Origin of the sequence: Bacteroides sp. LFL-34, assembly GCF_027257075.1 — a bacterium.
GTDB lineage: Bacteria > Bacteroidota > Bacteroidia > Bacteroidales > Bacteroidaceae > Bacteroides > Bacteroides ovatus.
This window is the reverse complement of sequence record NZ_JAPQKZ010000016.1, coordinates 95699-117080: the sequence shown is the minus strand read 5'-3', so window position 1 is coordinate 117080 and position 21382 is coordinate 95699. Positions and strand designations below refer to the sequence as shown.

The 21382-nt window shown below is 40.6% G+C and carries 17 protein-coding genes and 1 pseudogene; 12 read left to right on the top strand and 6 right to left on the bottom strand.

What is annotated here, in order from left to right; translation table 11 throughout:
* Window positions 1–159: 159 nt before the first annotated feature.
* From N5O98_RS11945 to N5O98_RS11910, 8 genes are read left to right on the top strand one after another with little or no spacing between them, the layout of a single operon-like run.
* Window positions 160–1473: a hypothetical protein gene (locus tag N5O98_RS11945; RefSeq protein ID WP_022199838.1), complete on the top strand. Its 1314-nt coding sequence runs from the start codon at window positions 160–162 to the stop codon at window positions 1471–1473.
* A gap of 13 nt (window positions 1474–1486) precedes the next feature.
* Window positions 1487–1963 (top strand): hypothetical protein, encoded by a 477-nt coding sequence (locus N5O98_RS11940; protein WP_022199837.1) that lies wholly within the window; start codon window positions 1487–1489, stop codon window positions 1961–1963.
* 15 nt (window positions 1964–1978) lie between these two features.
* A complete protein-coding gene (locus N5O98_RS11935) occupies window positions 1979–3418 on the top strand; it encodes a hypothetical protein (RefSeq protein ID WP_022199836.1) in 1440 nt (479 codons plus the stop codon).
* A 1-nt stretch (window position 3419) separates the two neighbouring features.
* The gene (locus N5O98_RS11930; RefSeq protein WP_022199835.1) at window positions 3420–6815 is read left to right on the top strand and encodes a cell division protein FtsA; all 3396 of its coding nucleotides are present in this window, start codon (window positions 3420–3422) and stop codon (window positions 6813–6815) included.
* A gap of 7 nt (window positions 6816–6822) precedes the next feature.
* Window positions 6823–7971, top strand: coding sequence for a hypothetical protein (locus N5O98_RS11925; protein ID WP_022199834.1), 1149 nt, complete (start codon window positions 6823–6825; stop codon window positions 7969–7971).
* Window positions 7971–9623, top strand: coding sequence for a hypothetical protein (locus N5O98_RS11920; RefSeq protein ID WP_022199833.1), 1653 nt, complete (start codon window positions 7971–7973; stop codon window positions 9621–9623). The genes N5O98_RS11925 and N5O98_RS11920 overlap by 1 nt, the downstream gene beginning before the upstream one ends.
* Before the next feature lie 15 nt (window positions 9624–9638).
* A complete protein-coding gene (locus tag N5O98_RS11915; RefSeq protein WP_022199832.1) occupies window positions 9639–10295 on the top strand; it encodes an OmpA family protein in 657 nt (218 codons plus the stop codon).
* On the top strand, window positions 10285–11025 hold the full coding sequence (locus N5O98_RS11910; protein WP_022199831.1) for a S1C family serine protease: 741 nt from the start codon (window positions 10285–10287) through the stop codon (window positions 11023–11025). Before N5O98_RS11915 ends, N5O98_RS11910 begins: the two co-directional genes overlap by 11 nt.
* A 91-nt stretch (window positions 11026–11116) precedes the next feature.
* On the opposite strand, the pseudogene N5O98_RS11905 reads toward N5O98_RS11910, so the two are convergent.
* The 5 genes and pseudogenes from N5O98_RS11905 to N5O98_RS11885 form a co-directional block, all read right to left on the bottom strand.
* Window positions 11117–12269: pseudogene (locus tag N5O98_RS11905) on the bottom strand (prolyl oligopeptidase family serine peptidase); the annotation flags it as partial.
* 196 nt (window positions 12270–12465) lie between these two features.
* Window positions 12466–13656, bottom strand: a complete 1191-nt coding sequence (gene hydF, locus N5O98_RS11900; RefSeq protein WP_022199829.1) for a [FeFe] hydrogenase H-cluster maturation GTPase HydF — start codon at window positions 13654–13656, stop codon at window positions 12466–12468.
* 11 nt (window positions 13657–13667) lie between these two features.
* A complete protein-coding gene (gene hydG, locus N5O98_RS11895; protein WP_022199828.1) occupies window positions 13668–15089 on the bottom strand; it encodes a [FeFe] hydrogenase H-cluster radical SAM maturase HydG in 1422 nt (473 codons plus the stop codon).
* A 52-nt stretch (window positions 15090–15141) separates the two neighbouring features.
* A complete protein-coding gene (hydE, locus tag N5O98_RS11890) occupies window positions 15142–16218 on the bottom strand; it encodes a [FeFe] hydrogenase H-cluster radical SAM maturase HydE (RefSeq protein ID WP_022199827.1) in 1077 nt (358 codons plus the stop codon).
* Window positions 16199–17668: a 4Fe-4S dicluster domain-containing protein gene (locus N5O98_RS11885; RefSeq protein WP_004314012.1), complete on the bottom strand. Its 1470-nt coding sequence runs from the start codon at window positions 17666–17668 to the stop codon at window positions 16199–16201. The genes hydE and N5O98_RS11885 overlap by 20 nt, the downstream gene beginning before the upstream one ends.
* A 147-nt stretch (window positions 17669–17815) precedes the next feature.
* Here N5O98_RS11885 and N5O98_RS11880 point away from each other — a divergent pair, with 147 nt between their 5' ends.
* From N5O98_RS11880 to N5O98_RS11870, 3 genes are all read left to right on the top strand, one after another.
* A complete protein-coding gene (locus tag N5O98_RS11880; protein WP_008015767.1) occupies window positions 17816–17989 on the top strand; it encodes a hypothetical protein in 174 nt (57 codons plus the stop codon).
* A gap of 68 nt (window positions 17990–18057) precedes the next feature.
* Window positions 18058–18606: an NUDIX hydrolase gene (locus tag N5O98_RS11875; protein ID WP_022199825.1), complete on the top strand. Its 549-nt coding sequence runs from the start codon at window positions 18058–18060 to the stop codon at window positions 18604–18606.
* 59 nt (window positions 18607–18665) lie between these two features.
* Window positions 18666–19394, top strand: coding sequence for a DUF5039 family protein (locus tag N5O98_RS11870; protein WP_022199824.1), 729 nt, complete (start codon window positions 18666–18668; stop codon window positions 19392–19394).
* Between the two features lie 388 nt (window positions 19395–19782).
* Here N5O98_RS11870 and N5O98_RS11865 read toward each other — a convergent pair whose 3' ends face one another.
* Window positions 19783–20829 carry a L,D-transpeptidase gene (locus tag N5O98_RS11865; protein ID WP_004311773.1) on the bottom strand — a complete coding sequence of 349 codons (1047 nt, stop codon included), beginning with the start codon at window positions 20827–20829 and terminating at the stop codon, window positions 19783–19785.
* A gap of 244 nt (window positions 20830–21073) precedes the next feature.
* Between N5O98_RS11865 and N5O98_RS11860 the strand changes: the two genes are divergently transcribed.
* Window positions 21074–21346 carry a co-chaperone GroES gene (locus N5O98_RS11860; protein WP_004301062.1) on the top strand — a complete coding sequence of 91 codons (273 nt, stop codon included), beginning with the start codon at window positions 21074–21076 and terminating at the stop codon, window positions 21344–21346.
* Window positions 21347–21382: the final 36 nt, after the last annotated feature.

Genomic DNA, 21382 nt, shown 5'->3' with positions numbered 1-21382 from the left:
CTCGTTCTACAGTGATGGGCAATGCGAAGGCCTTAAAGTAGCGGGACGAGTAACAGGTACAGATTCCCGCGCTTTTTCTTTATATTATAGTTATCTTACGTCTAATTATGAACCGCTCGGTTCGGGAATCTGCTGGGAAAATGCTTTTACTTAAGCACTATGATACAGATAGGCAGATTGATGAACCAATCACTTTATGCAGTGTTACTTGTTGCTACGTACGTGACTATGTTATGTGGCTGCAATGATTTAGGCACTAGGCAATGTCCCCGATGTCAAACGTTCAAAACGGATATATCCAAACAATCCAACGACACAAAACCGATAGTCAATGTCTACTTGGAAAATTCGGGCAGTATGTTTGGTTATGTTAACGGGCTGACAGAGTTCGAAGAATCAGTCTATAGTTATTTGTCTGACATTTGCTTAAACTGTACCGATTCGCTGAACCTGTATTATATTAACAGCAGAATTGTTCCACTACAAAACAAATTGAGCAACAATGCACGTATCAAAGACTTTATAGAGAGATTGTCTCCTAATCATTTTGTAAGTGCCGGTGGCTCTTTGGGTACAACGGATATAGCGGAAATGATGGTTTCCGTTCTGAACAAGACGGACGATGATGCGGTGTCTGTTTTCATATCCGATTGCATATTCTCTCCGGGAAAAGGTATCAATGCCTCCGAATATCTTGTAAACCAGGAAATTGGCGTAAAAGTGGCTTTTGCCGACAAATTGAAGGACGAATCTACTTTCTGTGTGAAAGCTTATCGCTTGAATGGTAAGTTTAACGGAAAATACTATAATCGGTTAGACCAACCTACTAATATAAGTGATATCCGCCCTTTTTATATGATTTTGATGGGGCGTGAAGATTTGATAAACGTGATTTCGAAGAAAGTGCCTGAAGAAAAGATTAAAGGCAGAGGAGTAGAACATTCCTTTACTATCAGCAAGTCAACTCATAATGTGAACTATGAAGTGGTAGCGACCCCTAAGATGGGGACGTTCAAGAAGTGCATGAAGAATCCCAAGTTTCATATTATCGATGCTAAAAAGGCGGATAAAGGGAAAAAACAAGGAAAGTTCATGTTCACTTTAGGAGTCGACTTTTCCGGTTTACCCATTGCGGGGGATTATTTGATTCATCCGGAGAATTACTCATTGAGTTCCAAGGATTATACGTTGAGCATCTCTACTCCCAAAGAAAAAGGGAAGTATTCGCATCTGCTCAGTTTTACATTAAACAAACAGATACATCAACCCGGTAAATGCGATTTAAAGATTATGTTGAAGAAGCAATTGCCATCGTGGATTGCCCAATGTACCGATGAAGATGGATTGAATATACATCAAGGCGATGCAATGACAAAAACTTATGGATTGAAGTATCTACTTGAAGGTATATACGAAGCCTTCGACTGTGATGACAATAGTTGTTTTGTTGGTATGAAAGTGTTTATTAATTAAAATTTTATAGGCTATGGAATTTATAGGTCGAATTTATTGTGTTTTTGAGTCCTTGTTTGGGCAGCAACTGGGTGAATATCTATGGGGGTATAACTGTGAAACGGATGACTATACCAACCCAGTTCTTTTTCCGCGCATTGCATTGTGGACTCTGCTTATCTCTGTTTTGATTGGTGTGCTATATTATTATGTCATAAACAGTGCACGTTTTCATCGCTGGTGGAGTTGGTTGATTATGATGTGCTTCAATGGTGTGTTGTGCTTTTTCTTTGCCTATTGGTGGATAAAGGAAGACTTTAAAGACAATTTGATAGGAGACTGCCTGCTTTATTTGCGAAATGACTCCGGTGACATTGCGGATTATTATATTACAGATAGCAGTTTTTGGGGATTCAGTCTTACCAATGCCATTTTGTCGATTGCAGTGTTTTTTCTGCTTTCCATGCTATTGAAGTGGGGGAGTGTTAATTGTAGGAAATCACCATTCTAAAACAATATTATCAAGATGAGTAAATTGTATGTTTTCGGAATCGGAGGTACCGGTTCACGAGTGATTAAATCATTAACCATGCTGCTGGCATCTGGAGTGCGAATGAAATCGGATGCTATTGTTCCTATTATTATAGATCCCGATGTGGCGGCTGCCGACTTGACACGTACTGTTGACTTGATGCATACCTACAATAATATACGTGAGAAGTTGACTTTCACCACGGATGCTCAATGTGGGTTCTTTCGCACCGAAGTGCAGGAATTGCTGCCAGGATTTAGAATGGACTTGGAAAATACCCAAAACCAACTTTTTAAGGACTACATCCAACTGAATACCATGGATAGAGCCAACTATGCACTCGCAAAAATGCTGTTTTCGGACGACAACTTGAATGCGGACATGGAAGTAGGGTTTAAGGGGAATCCTAATATCGGTAGTGTAGTACTCAACCGTTTCGCCCAATCTCCGCAGTTTCTTAAATTTGCATCCGACTTTCAGAAGAACGACAAGATATTCATCATCAGTTCCATCTTTGGTGGAACAGGAGCTAGCGGTTTTCCGGTATTACTTAAGAATTTGCGCACATTGCAAACGCAAAGTACGCTGCAAACACAAGGTGGGGTATTCCCCAATGCCAAAGATATCCAAGATAGCGTGATAGGTGCCATTACTATATTGCCCTATTTCGGTATAGAACCAAATGGGGAAAGTGCCATTGACGAAGCTACTTTTATTTCGAAAACGAAAGCGGCTTTGTCTTATTATAATCAAAATATGAGTGCTATTGATGCCTTGTATTATTTGGGAGACAACATCTTGAGTAAGTATGAAAATAATGAAGGAGGAGAATTTCAGAAGAACGATGCACATTTGCTGGAATTGATTGCAGCGTTGGCTATTGTCAATTTTGATGAAGATTTTGATGAAAGAAGCCTCAAAACTATTTATCGTGAATTTGGTGTAAAGCAAAGCGGAGAGAACCTGATATTTCCCGATTTGTGTGACGCAACGTATGATATCATTGTGAGGCCAATGACTCGATTTACATTGTTATGTAAATTCTTCAACGAGCAATTGAGCGATTCTATCCGACAAAAATTGCCTTGGACGGTTCGTTTCAATGAAAAGAAATGGTTTGCCGACCGTTATGTGAAGAGCTATATCAATAAGTTCGTAGCCGAATATATGATATGGCTCAATGAAATGGGAAAAAACAGACGTGGATTTGTACCTTTTGAGTTGGAAGAGAATAAGAATGCTGTGTTCAATCTTGTCAAAGGATGCGAAACGAAAAAAGTGCTGTTTCATGTAGATTCAAACTATGCTCTGTTTGATGGCTATTTGAACAAGAGAGAAAAGAAATTCAAAGAAGGATTGTCGTTGGAACAGCGTTTTATGGAGTTGTTTGCTGTAGTGACCGACGAACTTATTAATGATAAAATCAGATTGTAGTATGGCACATATTTTTCGTTTATATACAGCCGGTGGTAGTGACAACATCGACGGCTGGGCTGATTCCATTGAGTACGGAACAAAAGCTATCGGTAGTATCAGTGATCCGGAGGGGGCAACTTGTAAAAGGGAAATAACCTCTATTCCCAGTCCTTTTGCCCGTATGGACTTGATGAAGAATGCTTTTAGACAAGTGGTAGAGAGCAAGGATTTGGATAATCAGTTGACAGTTTATCATAAACTGGTTTCAGACTGTTTGGATGTGGCGGAAATATTTTTCAATATAGAGAAGTTGCGAGACAAGTTCGACATCATTCGATGGAATAAGAAAGAAGCTCTTGGTCTGCTTCTTGATAAAAAAAGTAGTTTCGCACACAAACAATTGGGAGAGACCTTGAATATGTATCTGAATCAAGATGCGAGTACGTACAATTTTGATTTGCTCCAGAATATTTACTTGCTGAATTATAAAGGCCCGGATGCTCCTTCGCAGATGAATATCGTGGGTGCCACTTCTCCGGCAACTTTATTCTTTACATCTGCCAACAACTTGAATTATGTGTCTGCCAATGTCTGTTTTGGCAACGACAAACCTTTCGATTCCAATTTTCAACCGTTATACAGGCGTGACACGCAATTTATCTTGTATTGGTTTGGACTAAAGAACTTTTGGAATCAGTTGCAGGACAAGACTGCACGTTCTTTCTCTAATCTGTTTAAGGAAGTTGATGAATATTTGGAGCTGACTTTCAAATATTTGACGCAAGAACAGAAAGATCTGATAAATAAGATGACAAAAGCGGATATTGATAAATATGTCTCTATTTCCATTACCACCAATACCGATCTTGTGGAAGTTTTGGGTTGTGAGTTGAAATGTCTCAATGTAGACAGTTCGTTTCATACAGATTTTGTCATAGACAGTGATTTTACGGTTGGAGGCAAAAAGCCTTTGGTTCTTCCTGTAGATACTTTCCGAAAGTCACTGATATATACTCAAGACGTGTGGGATGAAAAAACAGTCGTACCGATTCACGACGATGCTCCGCTCGATAAGCGGAAACTGCCTGTTGACGGTCGCACATATCCTTATTTAACCATGGGTGACTTTTTGGAAGATACCCTCATTTGCAACAGCTATCCGTTGAATGTGGACTGTTTCTACAATGGCGGCGACAAGCAATGCGGCGAAGATGGTGGATTCAGCTATTTGCTTCCCATCAAGAAAGCCTATTTCCTGTATTTTACGATAGAAGATCTCAAAAAGCACTTCCGTATGGAAAGGCTTGAAGTGGTGTCTGATAAGGTAGTGAAAGTGACGCTCGATATTCCGGTCAAGGCAGAAAACGGACAAGTAAATTTCATTACTTACGAACGTTTCTATTATGAGAACTTAGCCGGAAATTCCGACGAGAGCAGTGGACGTATCATCGTGAAAGACTTTGCCTTGCACATCTTCCCATTCTTGAAAGTGAAACAAAACGTGATGGCAGATTATCGTGTCAATGTGATGGACTTTGAGGGGGATGATAAATACAATCTGTCGTTTGGTAATGACCAAGGCGTATTTGAAAAAGAATGTTGTTTAAGAAGAAACAATACGAGTGATGGCGATGTAATAGTAGCCGGACGTACAGTGCTTTCTCCACAGACATTTGTATTCAAATCCGTTTTTTCCTATCTCGTTTTCAATGTAGAAGGAGTGGATAATATCATTATTCCCGAATTTCAGGGAAAGGTGGGTGCCCGTTCATTTGAATTTGCTATTGATTTTGGTACTTCAAACACGCATATCGAATACCGGATGGATGGTGGAAAGATAGAGCCGTTCACCATTAAGAAAAATGAAAGTCTGATCCAGCCTATGAATATAGGCTACGGTAAAGATCCAGACGATGTGATAATGGCAGACTTTATGCCAAGCGTGATTGGCGAATACTTTAAGTTTCCCACCCGTACGGTCCTTTCGGAGAAAGCCGGACTTGACTGGATTGGCACAGAAGTCGTTCCAATGGCAGAAACCAACTTGCCTTTTGTTTTTGAAACAATGGATTTACCGCCTTACAATAAGTCGCACGTTGATTTAAAGTGGGCCGCAGAGGTGGAAAGTCAGAATCGTATTTGTTCTTATTTTGAAAATCTGATGATGTTGATGCGGAACAAGGTGTTGATGAATGGGGGGGATTTGTCTGCCACTAAAATAGCTTGGTTCTATCCGGCAAGTATGTCTTCCAAACGTGTGACGAAAATCCGAGATACATGGAAGATGCTTTATGGTATCTATTTTGGAGGTGACAGTGACACGCAAATCATCACGATGTCTGAATCTGTCGTGCCTTACTATTATTATAAGAAAAATAGTAAAGCGACAACCAATGTGGTATCCGTTGATATAGGGGGGGGAACTTCGGACATTCTGATAGTGAAAGATGGCAATCCTCTCTATTTGTCGTCTTGCCGTTTTGCAGCTAATGCTATTTTCGACTGTCAGCCATGCCATAGTAGTCCCTTTATAATCAAGTATCTCGATTATTTCCGTAGTGTACTCAATGCACAAGGATTGAGCGAAATCATAGAATTGGCAGACGGCTGGATGGAGGATGGAAAGCCGGCTTCGGACATTGTCATGCTCCTATTCTCTTTGGTGGGAAATAGGGATGTGGTTGGAAAGAAAATAACAAGCAAAGTGAACTATAGTTCTATGTTGTTTTCCGATTCCAAACTAAAGACATTGTTCATCCTTTTCTACACGGCATTGATATACCATATCGCCCGAACCATGAAATGCAAGTCGCTGGATTTTCCAAGGCATCTTACATTTAGCGGAACGGGGTCTAAACTGCTTCAAATATTAATTGATGTCAGTGAAAAAGAGGTTTTGGAGAAATATACAAAGCTTATCTTTGAAAAGGTGTATGGCACTGAGTATGATAAGGACGGGCTGGATATTCTGATTAACACTAGTAATCCTAAGGAGGTGACTTGTAAGGGAGGACTGCTGGAAATGAAAACGATGAGCGTTGCCGATATTGAAGATATGAAAATCTGTCTGTTAGGTACATCCGATGACGTTTTTGCTTCTTCGTCTTTTAAATATTCGGATATTGACTCGAAAATGATAGATGGAGTGGTAAAGGAAATGAATGTGTTTACCGATTTGTTCTACAAACTTGACGAGGAATTTTCTTTTTATAAGAAATTTGGTGCGATGAATACGGAAGACTTGGAAGATTTGAGACCATTATTTACTCGCGACATTGCCAAGTCGGTAAGGGACGGCATGAGCGATAAGAATCTGAAAGACAAAGTGGAAGAAACATTATTCTTCTATCCCATTCGTGAAATTCTGTGTGCCATAGGTGGAAATAACAAGATGTTGGAACCGGAAGATGAATAGAAACAGAATGAAAAAAATACTACTTATAATACTACTGACGACAGTCAGTAGTATTGAATATATTGCCAAAGCGCAAGGATTTAAAGCCGAAGAAAGACAGAAGATTGTCAACTATGTCAATTGTTATTATACGGCAAGGTATATTTTGAACAACCCTGATTATAAACAAGAAAATAAAGCTATAGAAAAGTATAAGATAAATGTAGATTCTGTTGAAGATGCATACGAGTATGACACTTTATATGGATATCTAAAAGAAAGCGGAGTTCTAGATTATACAGCCGATAGATTGACGAAGAAATTGAATGATAGAAACAGTAGCGTTACTGATTCTTTCTATATTGTTGATTATATTAATAAGATAACAGATACAGATGATTTTTCGAATTTTAAATTTACTGAAGAAGATAAATCAAAACTTGCAGATAAGATTCTACAATGGTATATATCGCGACATAGTAAAGTGGAATCTCCTCGTGAAAATAGAACTACTAGAAATGACGACGTGAATCCTTTACCTGTGCCACAGAATGAAATGGGATTCTCTATTTGGTACTTATGGCTATCGATTGGATTTTCTATTGTATGCTTGGTGGTAATAGTTCGGATGATGAGAAAAAATCGAAGATTAGCTTGGGAAATAGATAGTTATGATGAAGAAATAAGAAATAAAGATGAACAGCTTAGACTCGCAAATAGAAAACGGGATGAAGTTCAAAGGAAGCAAAGTGAAGCTGATAAGAATAAAGAAGCTGAAGATACTAATGAGACAAATGAGGTATTCTTTGAAATAACAAATGATATTCAAAAGAACACTGCCGATGAAGTCATTCCCGAACAGACTGCGGTGGAAGTAGGTACTACTACTTATTATGCCGATGTGGATGTAAGTGATGATTGCTTTGTGCGTGTCAATGACAAGAGCACGAGAAAATCGGTATATGAGATAAATGTGCGTAAGCAAAGTTTTACTCTTATAAATGATTCTTATGAAGCCAAACTATCTAGAGCCAGCAGCTCGGGAGTAACAAACGCTTGTGAAGTTAGAGGCAGCTACGAAACGGGGAAAACCGTTTCTATCACTCCGGGCAAAGTGCAACAAGATGAGAATGGTAAATGGCGGATTATAAACAAAGCAATAATTGAAATAAAATAATGGAATCGAACGACTTAATAGGCTATGTTATTGTTGGCGCGGTAGTAATAGTATTGATATGTTTTCAGCTGAAATATTTTTTTGCCAATTGGAAATTGATAAAAGAGGTACAGAATCTGTTTCCGGTTTCAAGACAGTTGTTTGTCTCACAAACCTCAATGGCAATGAAGGACGGTAATTCGGAAGTAGAGAGTGATAAAGATGGTATAAAGATTTCTCAAATCGTATCTGTTGATAACTGTAAGGACCGTGAGACGTTTCAAAATATTCTGTGTTCAATAAACAACTACTTGTATAAGAATAAGGGGGCTGCCAGCGACTTTATGCTGATAAGGGACATTGTGGAAAGAAACTGTGACTCTAAAGAGGAGGAGATTAATACACAAACTCCTATACCGTTGTATATAGGCTTAATGGGTACCATGACCGGAATTATTATTGGTATTGGTCGCACGGCCGTATTGGGCGGTGGATTTTCTACATTTATAAATAATCCGGAGCAAGCCATCGGTGAATTGATGGGAGGAGTGGCCATAGCTATGATTGCTAGTTTGGTCGGTATTATTCTTACCACTGTTTCTTCTTTGATGTCTAAAACATCAAAAAGTAAGTTGGAAGCAGGTAAAAATGAATTTTATTCTTGGATACAAGCGCAGCTCCTTCCGGTTTTGTCGGGTAATATGGTCAATACGTTGCAGTTGTTGCAGCAGAATCTCTCCTCTTTCAATGATTCGTTTTCTTCTAATATTGGCAGGATGGAGAATGCACTGAAAGATATGAGCGGTTCATTTGACGACCAATTGAAAATATTGGAACTTCTTAAGAATTTGGATATAAAAAGAATGGCTACCGCCAATGTCACAGTCCTTCAGCAATTTGAGAAGAGTACTGCCAATTTCCAGCAATTTGTCTCCTATATTTCACAGACATCTACCTATCTTCAAGCAGTGAAGCAGCTGAATGATAAAGTTGGTGAATATGTGAGTCAGACATCTGCACTGACCAATCTTTCCAACTATTTTCAGGAAGAAAATGACTATTTTCAGTCGAGACGCTCGGAAGTCAATCAAGCTGTTGTGAAGGTGGACGATATATTGAAGAAATCTTTCCGGGCATTACAAGACAATGCGGAACAGGAAATCAATAGCTTGACTCAATTCCTTACAGAACAGCAGGACAAGTTTAAAGCACAGCTTCAGAATGTAGATGAGCAAAATCAACAATGGCTGACTGAACAACGTCAGATAATGGCGCAGCGCATTGAAAGCCAGGAAGAGGCATTTAAAGAAAAGGCGATTCAATTAGGTGTTGTCATTGATGAGATCAAAGAGTTTGCCGCCATCAAAGCGAGTATAGTTAATATCGAACATTTACTGGAAATGCGGCGTGATGACAGAACCGATGATGATTTGATGAAGCAGCAATATACTATGATGCAAAAACAAAATGATAGAATCGACCAATTGTGCCGCGCCATAGAAAATATGGCTTCTGTTGGTAGCCCCTTTACGTATGAAGAGCCTTTGAAACTGGTTAAAAAGAATAAACTGAAGACTGTGGCTTGGGGTATATTGGGGATCATGCTGTTTCTGGCATCCGTTTTGTTTATCATAGGAAGCATTCTGTTTATTACATACGGTCTTAAGGCTTAATAATATACATAAACGATGAAACACAAATCTTTCTTTTGGGCAAGTTATGCTGACTTGATGACTAGCTTGTTTTTCATTATGCTTGTTCTGTTCATCTTGACTACTGTGATGCTGAAAAGACAGGTGGGTGAAATAGAGAAAATCAAAGAAGCTACTGAAGAACAGATGGAGAAAATCAAGGAGATAGAAAATGCTGTCAATGAAATTGATACGACCTATTTTGCCTACAATAACGAACATAAAAAGCATATTCTGAAAATAGATGTTTCGTTTGCTGTAAATAGTTCGGATATTGATAATATACCTCCCCAAACCAGATTAAAACTGCTTGAAGCCGGTAAGACAATCAAAAGATTCATCACGGAGGCATCGCATAAATATGGTGTAAAGTATTTATTGGTGATAGAGGGACAAGCGTCCAAAGATGATTATCAAAGGAATTATGAATTGAGCTATGAGCGTGCGTTGGCATTAGTCAAATATTGGATGCAATATCACTTGGATTTTAATAAGGACGAATGTGAACTTATCATTTCAGGCAGCGGTCAGTCTGGCAGTCTGCGTGTGGAACCGGATACAAGAGGTAACAGTGCCAATCAACGTTTTCTTATTCATATCATACCCAAGCCTGGCATTATTGAACAAATAAAACTAAAGAGTGATGAAAAGTAGCGTGCTTTGTATCTTAACAGTGTTTTTTGTTATATTCTTTTCTTCTTGTGGCAATTCCGGCAGGAAACACAAGAATGAAAGAACGGCAGTAAGGACAAGCGTTGGAGCTAAAAATAGAAAGGTAGATATTGACTTGAAGTTGTCGTCTAATACCAAAATGATGTCAGGAACGGAAATATTTAAGCGATATAATAGTGCTGTGTTCATGGTCTATACTTCAGATGGCTATAATGCTTTTCAAGGTTCGGGATTCTTCATCTCTTCCGATGGGATTGCCGTGAGCAATTATCATGTGTTCAAAGGAACATCTATCGGGCTTGAAACCATAAAACTATCATCCGGAGAACAGTTGAGCATAGAGGATGTTATAGCCAAAAGTGAAGAGAGTGATTTTATCATTTTCAAAGTTGAGGTAAAAGGGAATCAACGGTTCAATTATATACCCATTGCCTCTGCATCACCCTCTGTAGGCGATAAGGTATATGCTATAGGTAGTCCTCGCGGGCTGGAAAATACTTTTTCATCGGGAGAAGTGTCGCAATGGAGAGATAAAAATCTGATGCAAATCAGTGCGCTGATTGATCATGGCAGCAGTGGCGGGGCGTTGATAAATGAATATGGAGAAGTGATAGGCATTACATCCGGCTCGTTTTACGATGGTTCACAGGCAAATTTGAATTATGCTTGGAGCATTGATGTAATAAAATCCTATATAACGATGAAAAAATAAGAATGTCTGGTCAATACATTAAAAGTATACCACCGGACATTCTTGTTAGTTCACTAGTGCATTACAAATGACGTTCCGGATATAACTCATTCTAACATTTCGGACGGTCTTGCAACCAACGTGCAAACCAAGCCATGATAGAGTTGTGCCATTTGATACGCTTATCGTAATTTGAAATGAAATGGTTTTCGCCATTCACGGTAATAAACTCTACGGTCTTGCCTTATATCTTCAGCGCATTGAAAAGTTGGATACTTTCTCCGATAGGGACATACGTATCCACTGTGCCATGTAGCAATAGTAACGGAGTGTTAATTTTGTCAATATTGAACAGGGAACCTTGTTTGGTGAACAGTTTCGGATTCTTCCAGAAATAGCTGTCAGCAGCCGCAATCGCGTTGTATGAATATCCCCAGTAACCTTCTTCACAATAACTGGTTACATCACTGATACTCGCATGAGATACGGCGGCAGCGAAAATATCGTTTTGAGTCTGCAAGTATTGAGTCATGAATCCACCGTAAGAAGCACCGATACATCCAATTTGTTTCGTATTCACAAACGAGTGTGCTTTGCAGAACAGTTTCGTTCCTTCTATAATATCATTCGTAGTCCGTTTTCTCCAAGCATTGACGTGGTGTGCGGAAAACTCCTGACCGAAGGCGATAGTGCCGCTGGGCTGGATGACATATACTACGTAATCACGTGATGCGAACAGTTGGGCGCAGTATGGGATGCCGATACCGCGTGTTGTAGGAGTCGTACCGCCGTAGTAGTAAACGATTAGCGGATACTTCTTGTTGGGGTCGAAGTCGGGTGAGAGACACATCTTTCCGGTGATAACTGTTCCGTCCGAAGCCGTAAAGTTCCAAGGGGCTGTTTTACCTAATTCTATTTTGTCAAGAATCGGTTTCATCGCGTCGGCAAGCAGGCGGGAAGTTTTTTTTCATATTGTAGAGGTAGGCAATTCCCGAAGTGCTATCCGATTGACCAATATAGGCGGCAATAGCCGGATTTTATTCAGGCAATGTGAAATTGCCGACAACATCTGTTTCGAGGTTCAACTTTTCGAAATTACCGTTTTGGGGAGAATGACAGTAGATTTTCTTGTTGTCGCTGTCGTCAGTGTTGAAGTAAATACAACTGTCTTCGCGGTTTCATTGCAAAGGGCTGACGGTAGGATTGAAATCTTTGGTTATCGATCGGATTTTGCGTGTAGCCAAGTCCATGATAAAGGCTTGCGTACTTCGATAGCATTTTTTGCTTTGTAGTACGTAAGTTTCTCTTGTGTCCATGCTTGGAAAGCAACCCAAGTTATCAATAAAATGGTAAAGAGCATTCCTTTCTTTTTCATGTGTTGTAAATTAATGAAGAGGGGCATAATAGATTCGGATAAATGTAATGACTCTGATTTTAGCATACAACTAAATAGCTTCCTTTTTAGTATTCTATTTGATTAAGTATTCCATTGAGATAAGCGATGGCTACTCCATAGTTCGTCATAGGAATGTGCTGCTCCCGCGCACGTTCGATGCGACTAAGTACGTATTTACGGTTAAACATACATGCTCCGCAATGGATAACTAAAGAGTAAGGAGTCAGATCTTGTGGAAAGTCGGTTCCTGCTACCATATCAATTTGCAGATTCTCTCCAATCCGTTTCCGTAACAAACGAGGAAGTTTCACTCTTCCTATATCTTCTGAAAGGGGAGCGTGCGTACAAGCTTCCGCTATCAGTACACGTGACGATTCCGTCAGTCTTTCGATGACAGCTGCACTTTCTACATAATAGTGAATATCACCCTTATAACCTGCGAAAAGCACCGAGAAAGAAGTCAGCTCACTTTCCGCCGGTTTCTGTTCATAAATCGCTTTGAAAACTTGTGAATCGGTGATGATTAACTTCGGAGGACGGGCAAGGGCTTGCAGGGTTGCAGAAAACTTATCAGTGGTGCAAGTCATTACGAGGCATTTTTTATCCAGCAATTCACGGATAGTCTGCACTTGCGGTAAGATCAGTCTGCCTTTGGGAGCTTGGATATCCTGCGGCATTACTAAAAGTACAAGGTCATTCTCTGCAACAAGTTCCCCAGTGATACTTTGTTGACCGAAGTCCGAAGGTAATTTTTCGAGGATGGCTTGCCGGATCAGTTCGATTCCTATCTTTTCTTTGGCACTGATAAGCAAGGGGTGTATTTTACATTGTTCCTCGATATATGTAGCTAAATGATCGCTATTCTCTCGTATATCTATTTTATTCAATACCGGAATGACAGGGATATTCTTCTCTTTCAACAGTGTCAGTATTTCTTTTTCATGAGAAAAGGTAGTGTCTTCACATAATAACAATGCAATATCCGTTTTCTCAATAGCCTTTAAAGTCCGGCTGATACGCAGTTCTCCAAGCTCTCCTTCGTCATCGAATCCCGGAGTATCTATAAAAAGACAAGGACCAATACCTTGAATCTCCATTGCCTTAGACACAAGGTCGGTAGTCGTTCCGGGAGTATTTGAAACGAGCGCGGTGTCCTGTCCTGTCAATGCATTGATAAGGGAAGATTTACCGCTATTCCGTCTACCGAAAAGGGTGATATGAAGTCTGTTGGCATTTGGAGTATCTGTTAAGCTCATAAACGTATTATTTAAAATCTAAAGTCTCTTTGTCCTGCAGCTATTGCTTTGAGATTCCGGATAGCTATTTCCCTGATTTTGGGATTGGGGATTCGTTCCGTTTCTTTTAGAATCAGTTCCAATCCTTTCTGTCGCGTATCTTCTGAAGCATAATCTTCCAGATACTCTTTCAGAGTCATCAGGGCATTCGGTCCGCAACAGTTTGCTATCTGACCGGATTTCACTAATGACATGAAACGGTCTCCCGTTCGTCCTTCCCGGTAACAGGCTGTACAGAAGCTGGGGATATATCCGAGTTCGAGCAACCAGTTGACCACTTCGTCTAATGTCCGGGTGTCGCTCACATCAAATTGGGCAGAATTATGATCGGGTAATTCCGTTTCAGCATATCCGCCTACACTGGTACGCGAACCGCCACTGATTTGTGAAATACCCAATTCGAGCACTTTCTTGCGTGATTCTTGCGATTCACGTGTAGAAATAATCATTCCTGTATAAGGAACGGCAATTCGGATAACAGCTACAATCTTGCTGAATATCTCATCCGAAATAGCGTTCGGGAAATCTTCCGCATCGATGTCATCTGCCGAACAGATGCGCGGCACACTGATTGTATGCGGCCCTACACCGAATTTGGCTTCCAAATGTTCGGCATGCATTAATAATCCGATAAAATCATACCGATAAGTATTCAAACCGAAAAGGACGCCAATGCCTACATCATCGATTCCTCCTTCCATCGCGCGGTCCATCGCTTCGGTGTGATAAGCGTAATTGCTTTTAGGTCCGGTGGGATGGAGAACTTCGTAGTTATCTTTGTGATAAGTCTCTTGGAATAAGATATACGTGCCGATACCCGCTTCTTTCAATCGGCGATAATTTTCTACTGTAGTGGCTGCGATATTTACGTTTACCCGGCGGATAGCTCCGTTTTTATGCTTGATACTATAAATCGTCTGAATAGATTCCAGAATATATTCTATCGGGTTCAGTGACGGATGCTCACCGGCTTCAAGAGCCAGTCGCTTATGTCCCATATCCTGCAAAGCAATTACTTCCCGGCGGATTTCTTCCTGTGTCAGTTTCTTGCGTGCAATAGTTTTGTTTTTGGCATGATACGGACAATATACGCAACCGTTTACGCAATGATTAGATAAATAAAGCGGTGCGAACATGACGATACGGTTGCCGTAAAACTTCTGTTTGATTTCTTTAGCGAGATGAAAGATACGTTCTATCAGGTCAGGTTGGTTACACTCCAGCAGAATAGCCGCTTCCCGGTGTGTCAGTCCCTTGCACAACGCTGCCTTTTCAATCAGTTGTTCAATCAGGACACGATTATCCTTATTGTTCTGTGCATATTCCAGCGTATCCAAAATTTCTTCGTGATGGATAAACTCTTCTGCTTTGGATGAATCTTTTTGGTATATCATAATATTCTTTGTTTTTTCACCACAGATTACACGGATTCACACAGATTAAAATTTAATTTGAAATAAATCTGTGTGAATCCGTGTAATCTGTGGTGCACTTAAAGTCGCCTCTTTCGGTAGATATCTCATAACCGATGGTATTCAACTGCTTTTGTAAGGTAGCCAGTCCTTCGGCGGATTCTGCTCCGAGTGAAGCTTTGTCATTGTATAATTCATATTTTCTCCGTTCCTCCCGGGGAGACAGGTTGGGCATAACCACATTTGCACCTGCCAATATACCCCGCTCCCTACCATCAGGAATAAGAGTGGCGAGAGCCGTTGTTGCCGGAATCAATGCGGATGGATGCATCAAACGGAAGATCGATAATAGAAGAATCGTCCGTTCCACCGTTCCGCTGGGATATTGGGCAAAAGGCGTATCATGATGGGGTAGGAAAGGACCGATGCCAATCATTTCCGGCTGTAGCTTTTCAATGAACAAGATATCCTCGATGATATGTTCTACTGTTTGCCCTGGGCTGCCGACCATAATTCCGGTTCCTGTCTGATAGCCGATGTCTTTTAAATCCGCTAAACATTGCAGGCGCTGTTTGCCGGACATTTCTGCCGGATGCAGTTGCCGGTAATGCGACTCATTATATGTTTCGTGACGTAACAGATAACGGTTGGCTCCGGCACGGAAGAAACGTTCGTATGCATCACGCGACTTTTCTCCGAGCGACAGTGTAATGGCACAATCCGGATAATTCTGCCTGATACGGGCAACAGTCATTTCTATCCGATCGTCTGTTAGTGCGGGATCTTCTCCTCCTTGCAGCACGAAAGTGCGGAAACCTAATTTATATCCTTGCCGGCAACAATCCAGTATACTTTCCAGGTTCAATCGGTAACGTTCGATATTGGGATTTCCTTTTCGGATACCACAGTAATAACAGTTGTTCCGGCAGCAATTGCTGACTTCAATCAGTCCACGGATATAAATCTTATTTCCGAAGTGGCGGAGAGCAACTTCCTGCGCCTGTTTATTGATGTAACGCAGGGTTTCTGCGTCACATCCGGTCAACAGTTGCCGGAGCTCTTCCGGGCTAAGTGTTCTTTCCTGCCGTAGTTTATCGATCCATTGTTTCATAGCTCTCTTTTCGTTTGAGCAGCTCTTGTGCCAATTGGCGACGTCCCGAAACAATATCATTATGCGTACTTGGTCCGGTGATACATCCACCTTCGCATGCCATTACTTCAATAAACTGCCCCGCAGCCTTTCCTGTCTTGGCGCAGGCACGCAACAGAGCGATATTCTTTTTATTGATGTCCGACACTTGTATTGCATTGATTTTATCCGCTTCCTCTTTCAGATAAGCTTTGACAGCTCCCATCACACCACCTGCCTGTGCAAATCCATGTGCTTCGCGAACAGACGTATGTAATACAGAGAACTCCTGTACCTGTTCCAGTTCAATACCCAGTCCGTCGAGAATCGAACCGATTTCTTCAAACGTCAGAATATAATCCACTGCTTCGTCGCGACGTACTTCTTTGCGTTTAGCCACACAAGGGCCGACAAACACAACCTTAGCATCCGGATGCTTCTCTTTGGCAATCCGTGCGGCGTAGTACATCGGTGATCCGGTGGTAGAAACGTATGGTTTCATATCCGGAATATGTTTCTCAACCAGTTCGATATAAGAAGGGCAACAGGAAGTAGTCATAAACTTCTGTCCCTCTTCCAATTTCTCCAGTAACTCGTGTGCTTCATTGCTGGTGGTTGCCATAGCACCTTCGGCCACTTCGATCACATCCGTAAATCCTATTTCTTTGAAAGCACCGTACACCTGTCCGATAGAAGTCTTAAACTGTCCCAGAATAGACGGAGCAACGATGGCAACCATCTTTTCTCCTTTACGGATGCGTTGCAATACATCGAATGTTTGCGAGATTTCGAAGATAGCACCGAACGGACATGCATTCATGCATTTTCCGCAGTAGATACACTTGCTCTCATCAATGTGTTCTATGCCGTGTTCATCTTTGCTGATAGCTTTTACCGGGCAAGCCTCTTCACAAGGCACGGGAATATATACGATAGCGTGATAAGGACAACTCTTGTGACAAATACCACAACTGACACATGTGTCATGGTCAATCATTGCCTGACCGTTTTTCTTGAAACGTATCGCATCTTTGGGGCAATTCATGTAACAGCTACGAGCCACGCATCCGCGACAAAGGTTGGTTATTTCATAATTGATCTGTACACAGGAAGAACAGGCCTCGTCGATGACGCACATGATATTTTCCTTGTCCGGTTCGGGGCGGCTCAATGCCAATCGTGCATATTCGGAAAGCGGGGTAACTTCGTCGTGTTCGTCTGTCATATCCAGTCCCATCAGAGGAAAAGTCTTGTACCTCCACACTGCGCGTTCTTTATGTACGCAACACCGTCCTAGGGGTTTTGATTTGCGTGGACTCAACTCAATCGGGAGCCGGTCTATCTTTTCCACTAATTCGTCGTTTTTCCAGAGTTTAACGAGGTCTGCCAGCAATTTATGCCGGACAATCATAATATTATTCGTAAATGCCATATTGTAATAAAGAGGTTGTTAGTTAGTTGGTGCAAAGATACGAACAGAATTTCAATATTTAAGTTTTTTGAAACATTCTTGTAACTTTTTTGTAGCCCTCGCGTGTTATCTTTGTAGTGGACAAAAAAACTAAGAGGAGGCAGAGTTATGAATAGCAGTATTTTCGAACAACGTAGTCGTTTTGCCATGATTGGCGCATTGATGGTTATTATCAGTCTGCTGTTTTTATTCTACATGGGAAGTTCTTTGGTAAGCTCTACCAAAAAATATCTGGAGCAGATACAAGGGATAGAGATCACTTGTATCGACACAGACGAATAAAAACAAGCAACCGAAAGGTAGGATAATCCGGAGGAATTCGTATTTTTGCCGGGAGAAAAACAAATCTTATGGAAGAGAAGAATAAAGCCTGGAAAACGGTAAGTAGCAAATATCTATTTCGCCGTCCATGGCTGACTGTGCGTTGCGAAGATATGTTGCTTCCCAACGGTAACCATATCCCCGAATATTATATTCTTGAGTATCCCGACTGGGTAAATACGATTGCCATTACAAAAGATGGTAAATTTGTTTTTGTCCGTCAGTACCGTCCGGGAATTGAACGAACTTGTTATGAACTTTGTGCCGGTGTCTGTGAGAAGGAAGACGCTTCACCGTTAGTGTCCGCCCAGCGTGAATTGTGGGAGGAAACAGGCTACGGAAAAGGAAACTGGCAAGAGTATATGGTGATTTCCGCTAATCCGAGCACTCATACCAATCTGACTTACTGTTTTCTTGCCACAGACGTGGAACTGATAGACCATCAGCATCTGGAAGCTACTGAAGATATCACCGTCCATCTGCTCACATTGGAAGAGGTGAGAAGTCTGCTCGATAAGAACGAAATTATGCAAGCGCTGAATGCTGCTCCATTATGGAAATATATCGCAAATCTGTAATTGTGTTTGGAATTCTGTAGAGAAACAATAACTTTGGAGAAAATTTAAATCATCTTATTATGAAAACAGTTTTATGGAGTATGCTTTGTTTGTTTCTCTCCGGATGGGGAAGTATGCAAGCGGTATTAGCACAGGACTTGAAAGAGATGGAAAAGAACTTGTCCGCCATCAACGAGGAATTGAGTCAAAAGACAAAAGAATATAGTTGGCAGCTTGCAGCTGCTTACGCAGATTATTGTGAAGCAAACAATAAATATATAAGTTGGAATGATTTGCCTTATCTGCAACAGGTTGTCGAATATGAGCGTCCTGCTTCTTTGGAGACTTATCGTCTGGAACATAAAGCCAATAAAGAGGAACTGGATAAGTTTTTAAATACATACAAAGAATATAAAGATCTGGTGAAGAAGCAAAAAGAAGCGGTAACCAAGGAAGAGAAAGATGCTGTATCAACAGCCTTTTCTGCATTCTGGAAAAAGTTGAGAAGTGAAGAGAATGCTTATAAAGATTTGTACTATGCCGAACGAAAGGCTGTCTGCAAATATAGATCGGAAGCTTTGCGATATGCGATTGCCTATTATAAAGAAAAGAAGCAGGAGATTCCGACTTCTTATATAAAATATACTGAACGGTCTTATTTATTGCAGAAAGGTTCTGCCTTGGAGTTATTACAAAAAGAAATAAGTGCATTGGAAAGTGTACAGAGAGAGATAATTCAGAATATAACGAGGGCAAAGTATGGGTTGAGTGAAACCGGAGAAAATAAAAGAAAGAAGATATTTGATTGATAAGAGATCATCTGGGATAAAGAAATCCCTTTTTATAATTGGAGGTCTGGACTGAAGAGTTCGGACCTCTTTGTTTTCTCTCTCAAGTACGTATAGGTAAGTTTCTTTTCATCCTATGCCAACTTCTTTTGCATAGGGAGAAAACTTGTTTAGAGTATAAGATAAACTATAACCACAAGTTCTGATTATATAACTGAAACTTTTGATTACATAACTGAAAGTTGCAGTTTTATAACCGGAACTTGCAGTTATAGTTTGGGATAAGGGAAAAGCAACTTTTCCCAAGGAAGAAAGTAAGTTTCCTCCTTATAGAGAATATGTTTTCTAACCATATTTCATAAGATAGATAATAAGAATCAGGGAATGGCGATGCTGATTTGTTCAACGGTTATTCCAATACAAAAATAATAGTTTCATTTACGGGGGCCCAGTCATAGATAAACTTGGCATGGGAAGTTGCATTCCGCACGCACATGTGTGAGCGTGGAGTAGTTCCCAACGACGGACTATATTCTATCTGCGTCTTGCGGGGAGCATTGACCGGTACTCCGTGAATATAGGCCCCGTCCGTGAAACGACTCGCATAAGGAGCATAACCTCCCGTTTCTTTCGAGCCGTCTTTTAGAAATACCATTTTCACTTTCTTTTCTTGTAAAACAAACATTCCTGAAGGAGTTTCCTGTGCATACGGGGGCAGATGACGTCCCGTAGTGGAAGGATTCATACTGCGAACCACCCATTGCCCTTTTCCGCTACGTTCAAGAGAAGCGATATTCTGATTGTGGCGGTCTACGAAAACAGCTTTGTTAAAAACAATCGTATCTCCGATTACTTTGACATATTTTTTAGGAATCATCCATTCATCTCCGGTAAACATTGGCTCTGCTTTTATGAATTTCTCTCCATCTTCGATAAAACGGGTTAATTCCCCATCCTGTCCGTAACGTTCGGGTACTAATGTGTCAGTCAATAGATAAAGCGGAACGGATTGGTAACGTTCTATGCCAAGAGTATCTGCCACTCGTCCGTAAGCGTTTCTTTTGAAACTTCTCACAAGTGGTGCTTCTCCATTTCTGTTTTTGTAATTCTGGAGAATGGCCCAGGTGGAAGGCTGCAACTGTATATTTTCGAGTAATGCCAGCCGTTCTTTGATTTTATCCCACTGAAACTGCCGGGTAGTGTCTTTATAAGGATAGGTATCTTCCAATGTGTATTGGTCATACAATAAATCTTTGGAGATTTCTATCTGCTCTGCCGTGAGTTTTTTATTAACAGGTTTAACCTCGGGTTGAACTATTGTATCCTGTGACAGCGAGTCTGTTTGTTGTTCGTGTACAGGAGAAATCTCTCCTGTACGCGAAGTGCAGGAGTAGAAGACGCAAGAGGCGATGATGAGGCCGGATGCTATTCCATTCATATTATTTATACAGTGCATTTGATGGTTCGTTTACGAATATACGTCATTATAAGGAATAATCCTTTTGTTTTGTTTAAAAAGTAGGTGACAAATATACTTTTTTGCCATACAATGCAAGTTGTCAGTCATTTTGTCAGTCTATTTCTGACAAAGAATCATTTATTTACTTTGGCACGCTTTTCGCAATAACTTTAGCGTTCCGCCTGAAAAATGGCGGGTAACATCTACTATTAAATGTATAACTAAAATATAACAAGTAACTATGAACATTAAACCATTAGCAGACAGAGTGCTTATCCTCCCTGCACCTGCAGAAGAAAAAACAATTGGTGGTATCATTATCCCTGATACAGCAAAAGAAAAACCTTTGAAGGGTGAAGTTGTGGCAATAGGTCACGGTACGAAAGACGAAGAAATGGTATTGAAAGTAGGCGATACAGTTCTTTATGGTAAATATGCCGGAACAGAACTTGACGTTGAAGGTACTAAATATCTGATTATGCGTCAGAGCGATGTTCTCGCTGTTTTGGGTTAATTAATAATAGTAAATAGTAAATCTTTAAATAGTAAA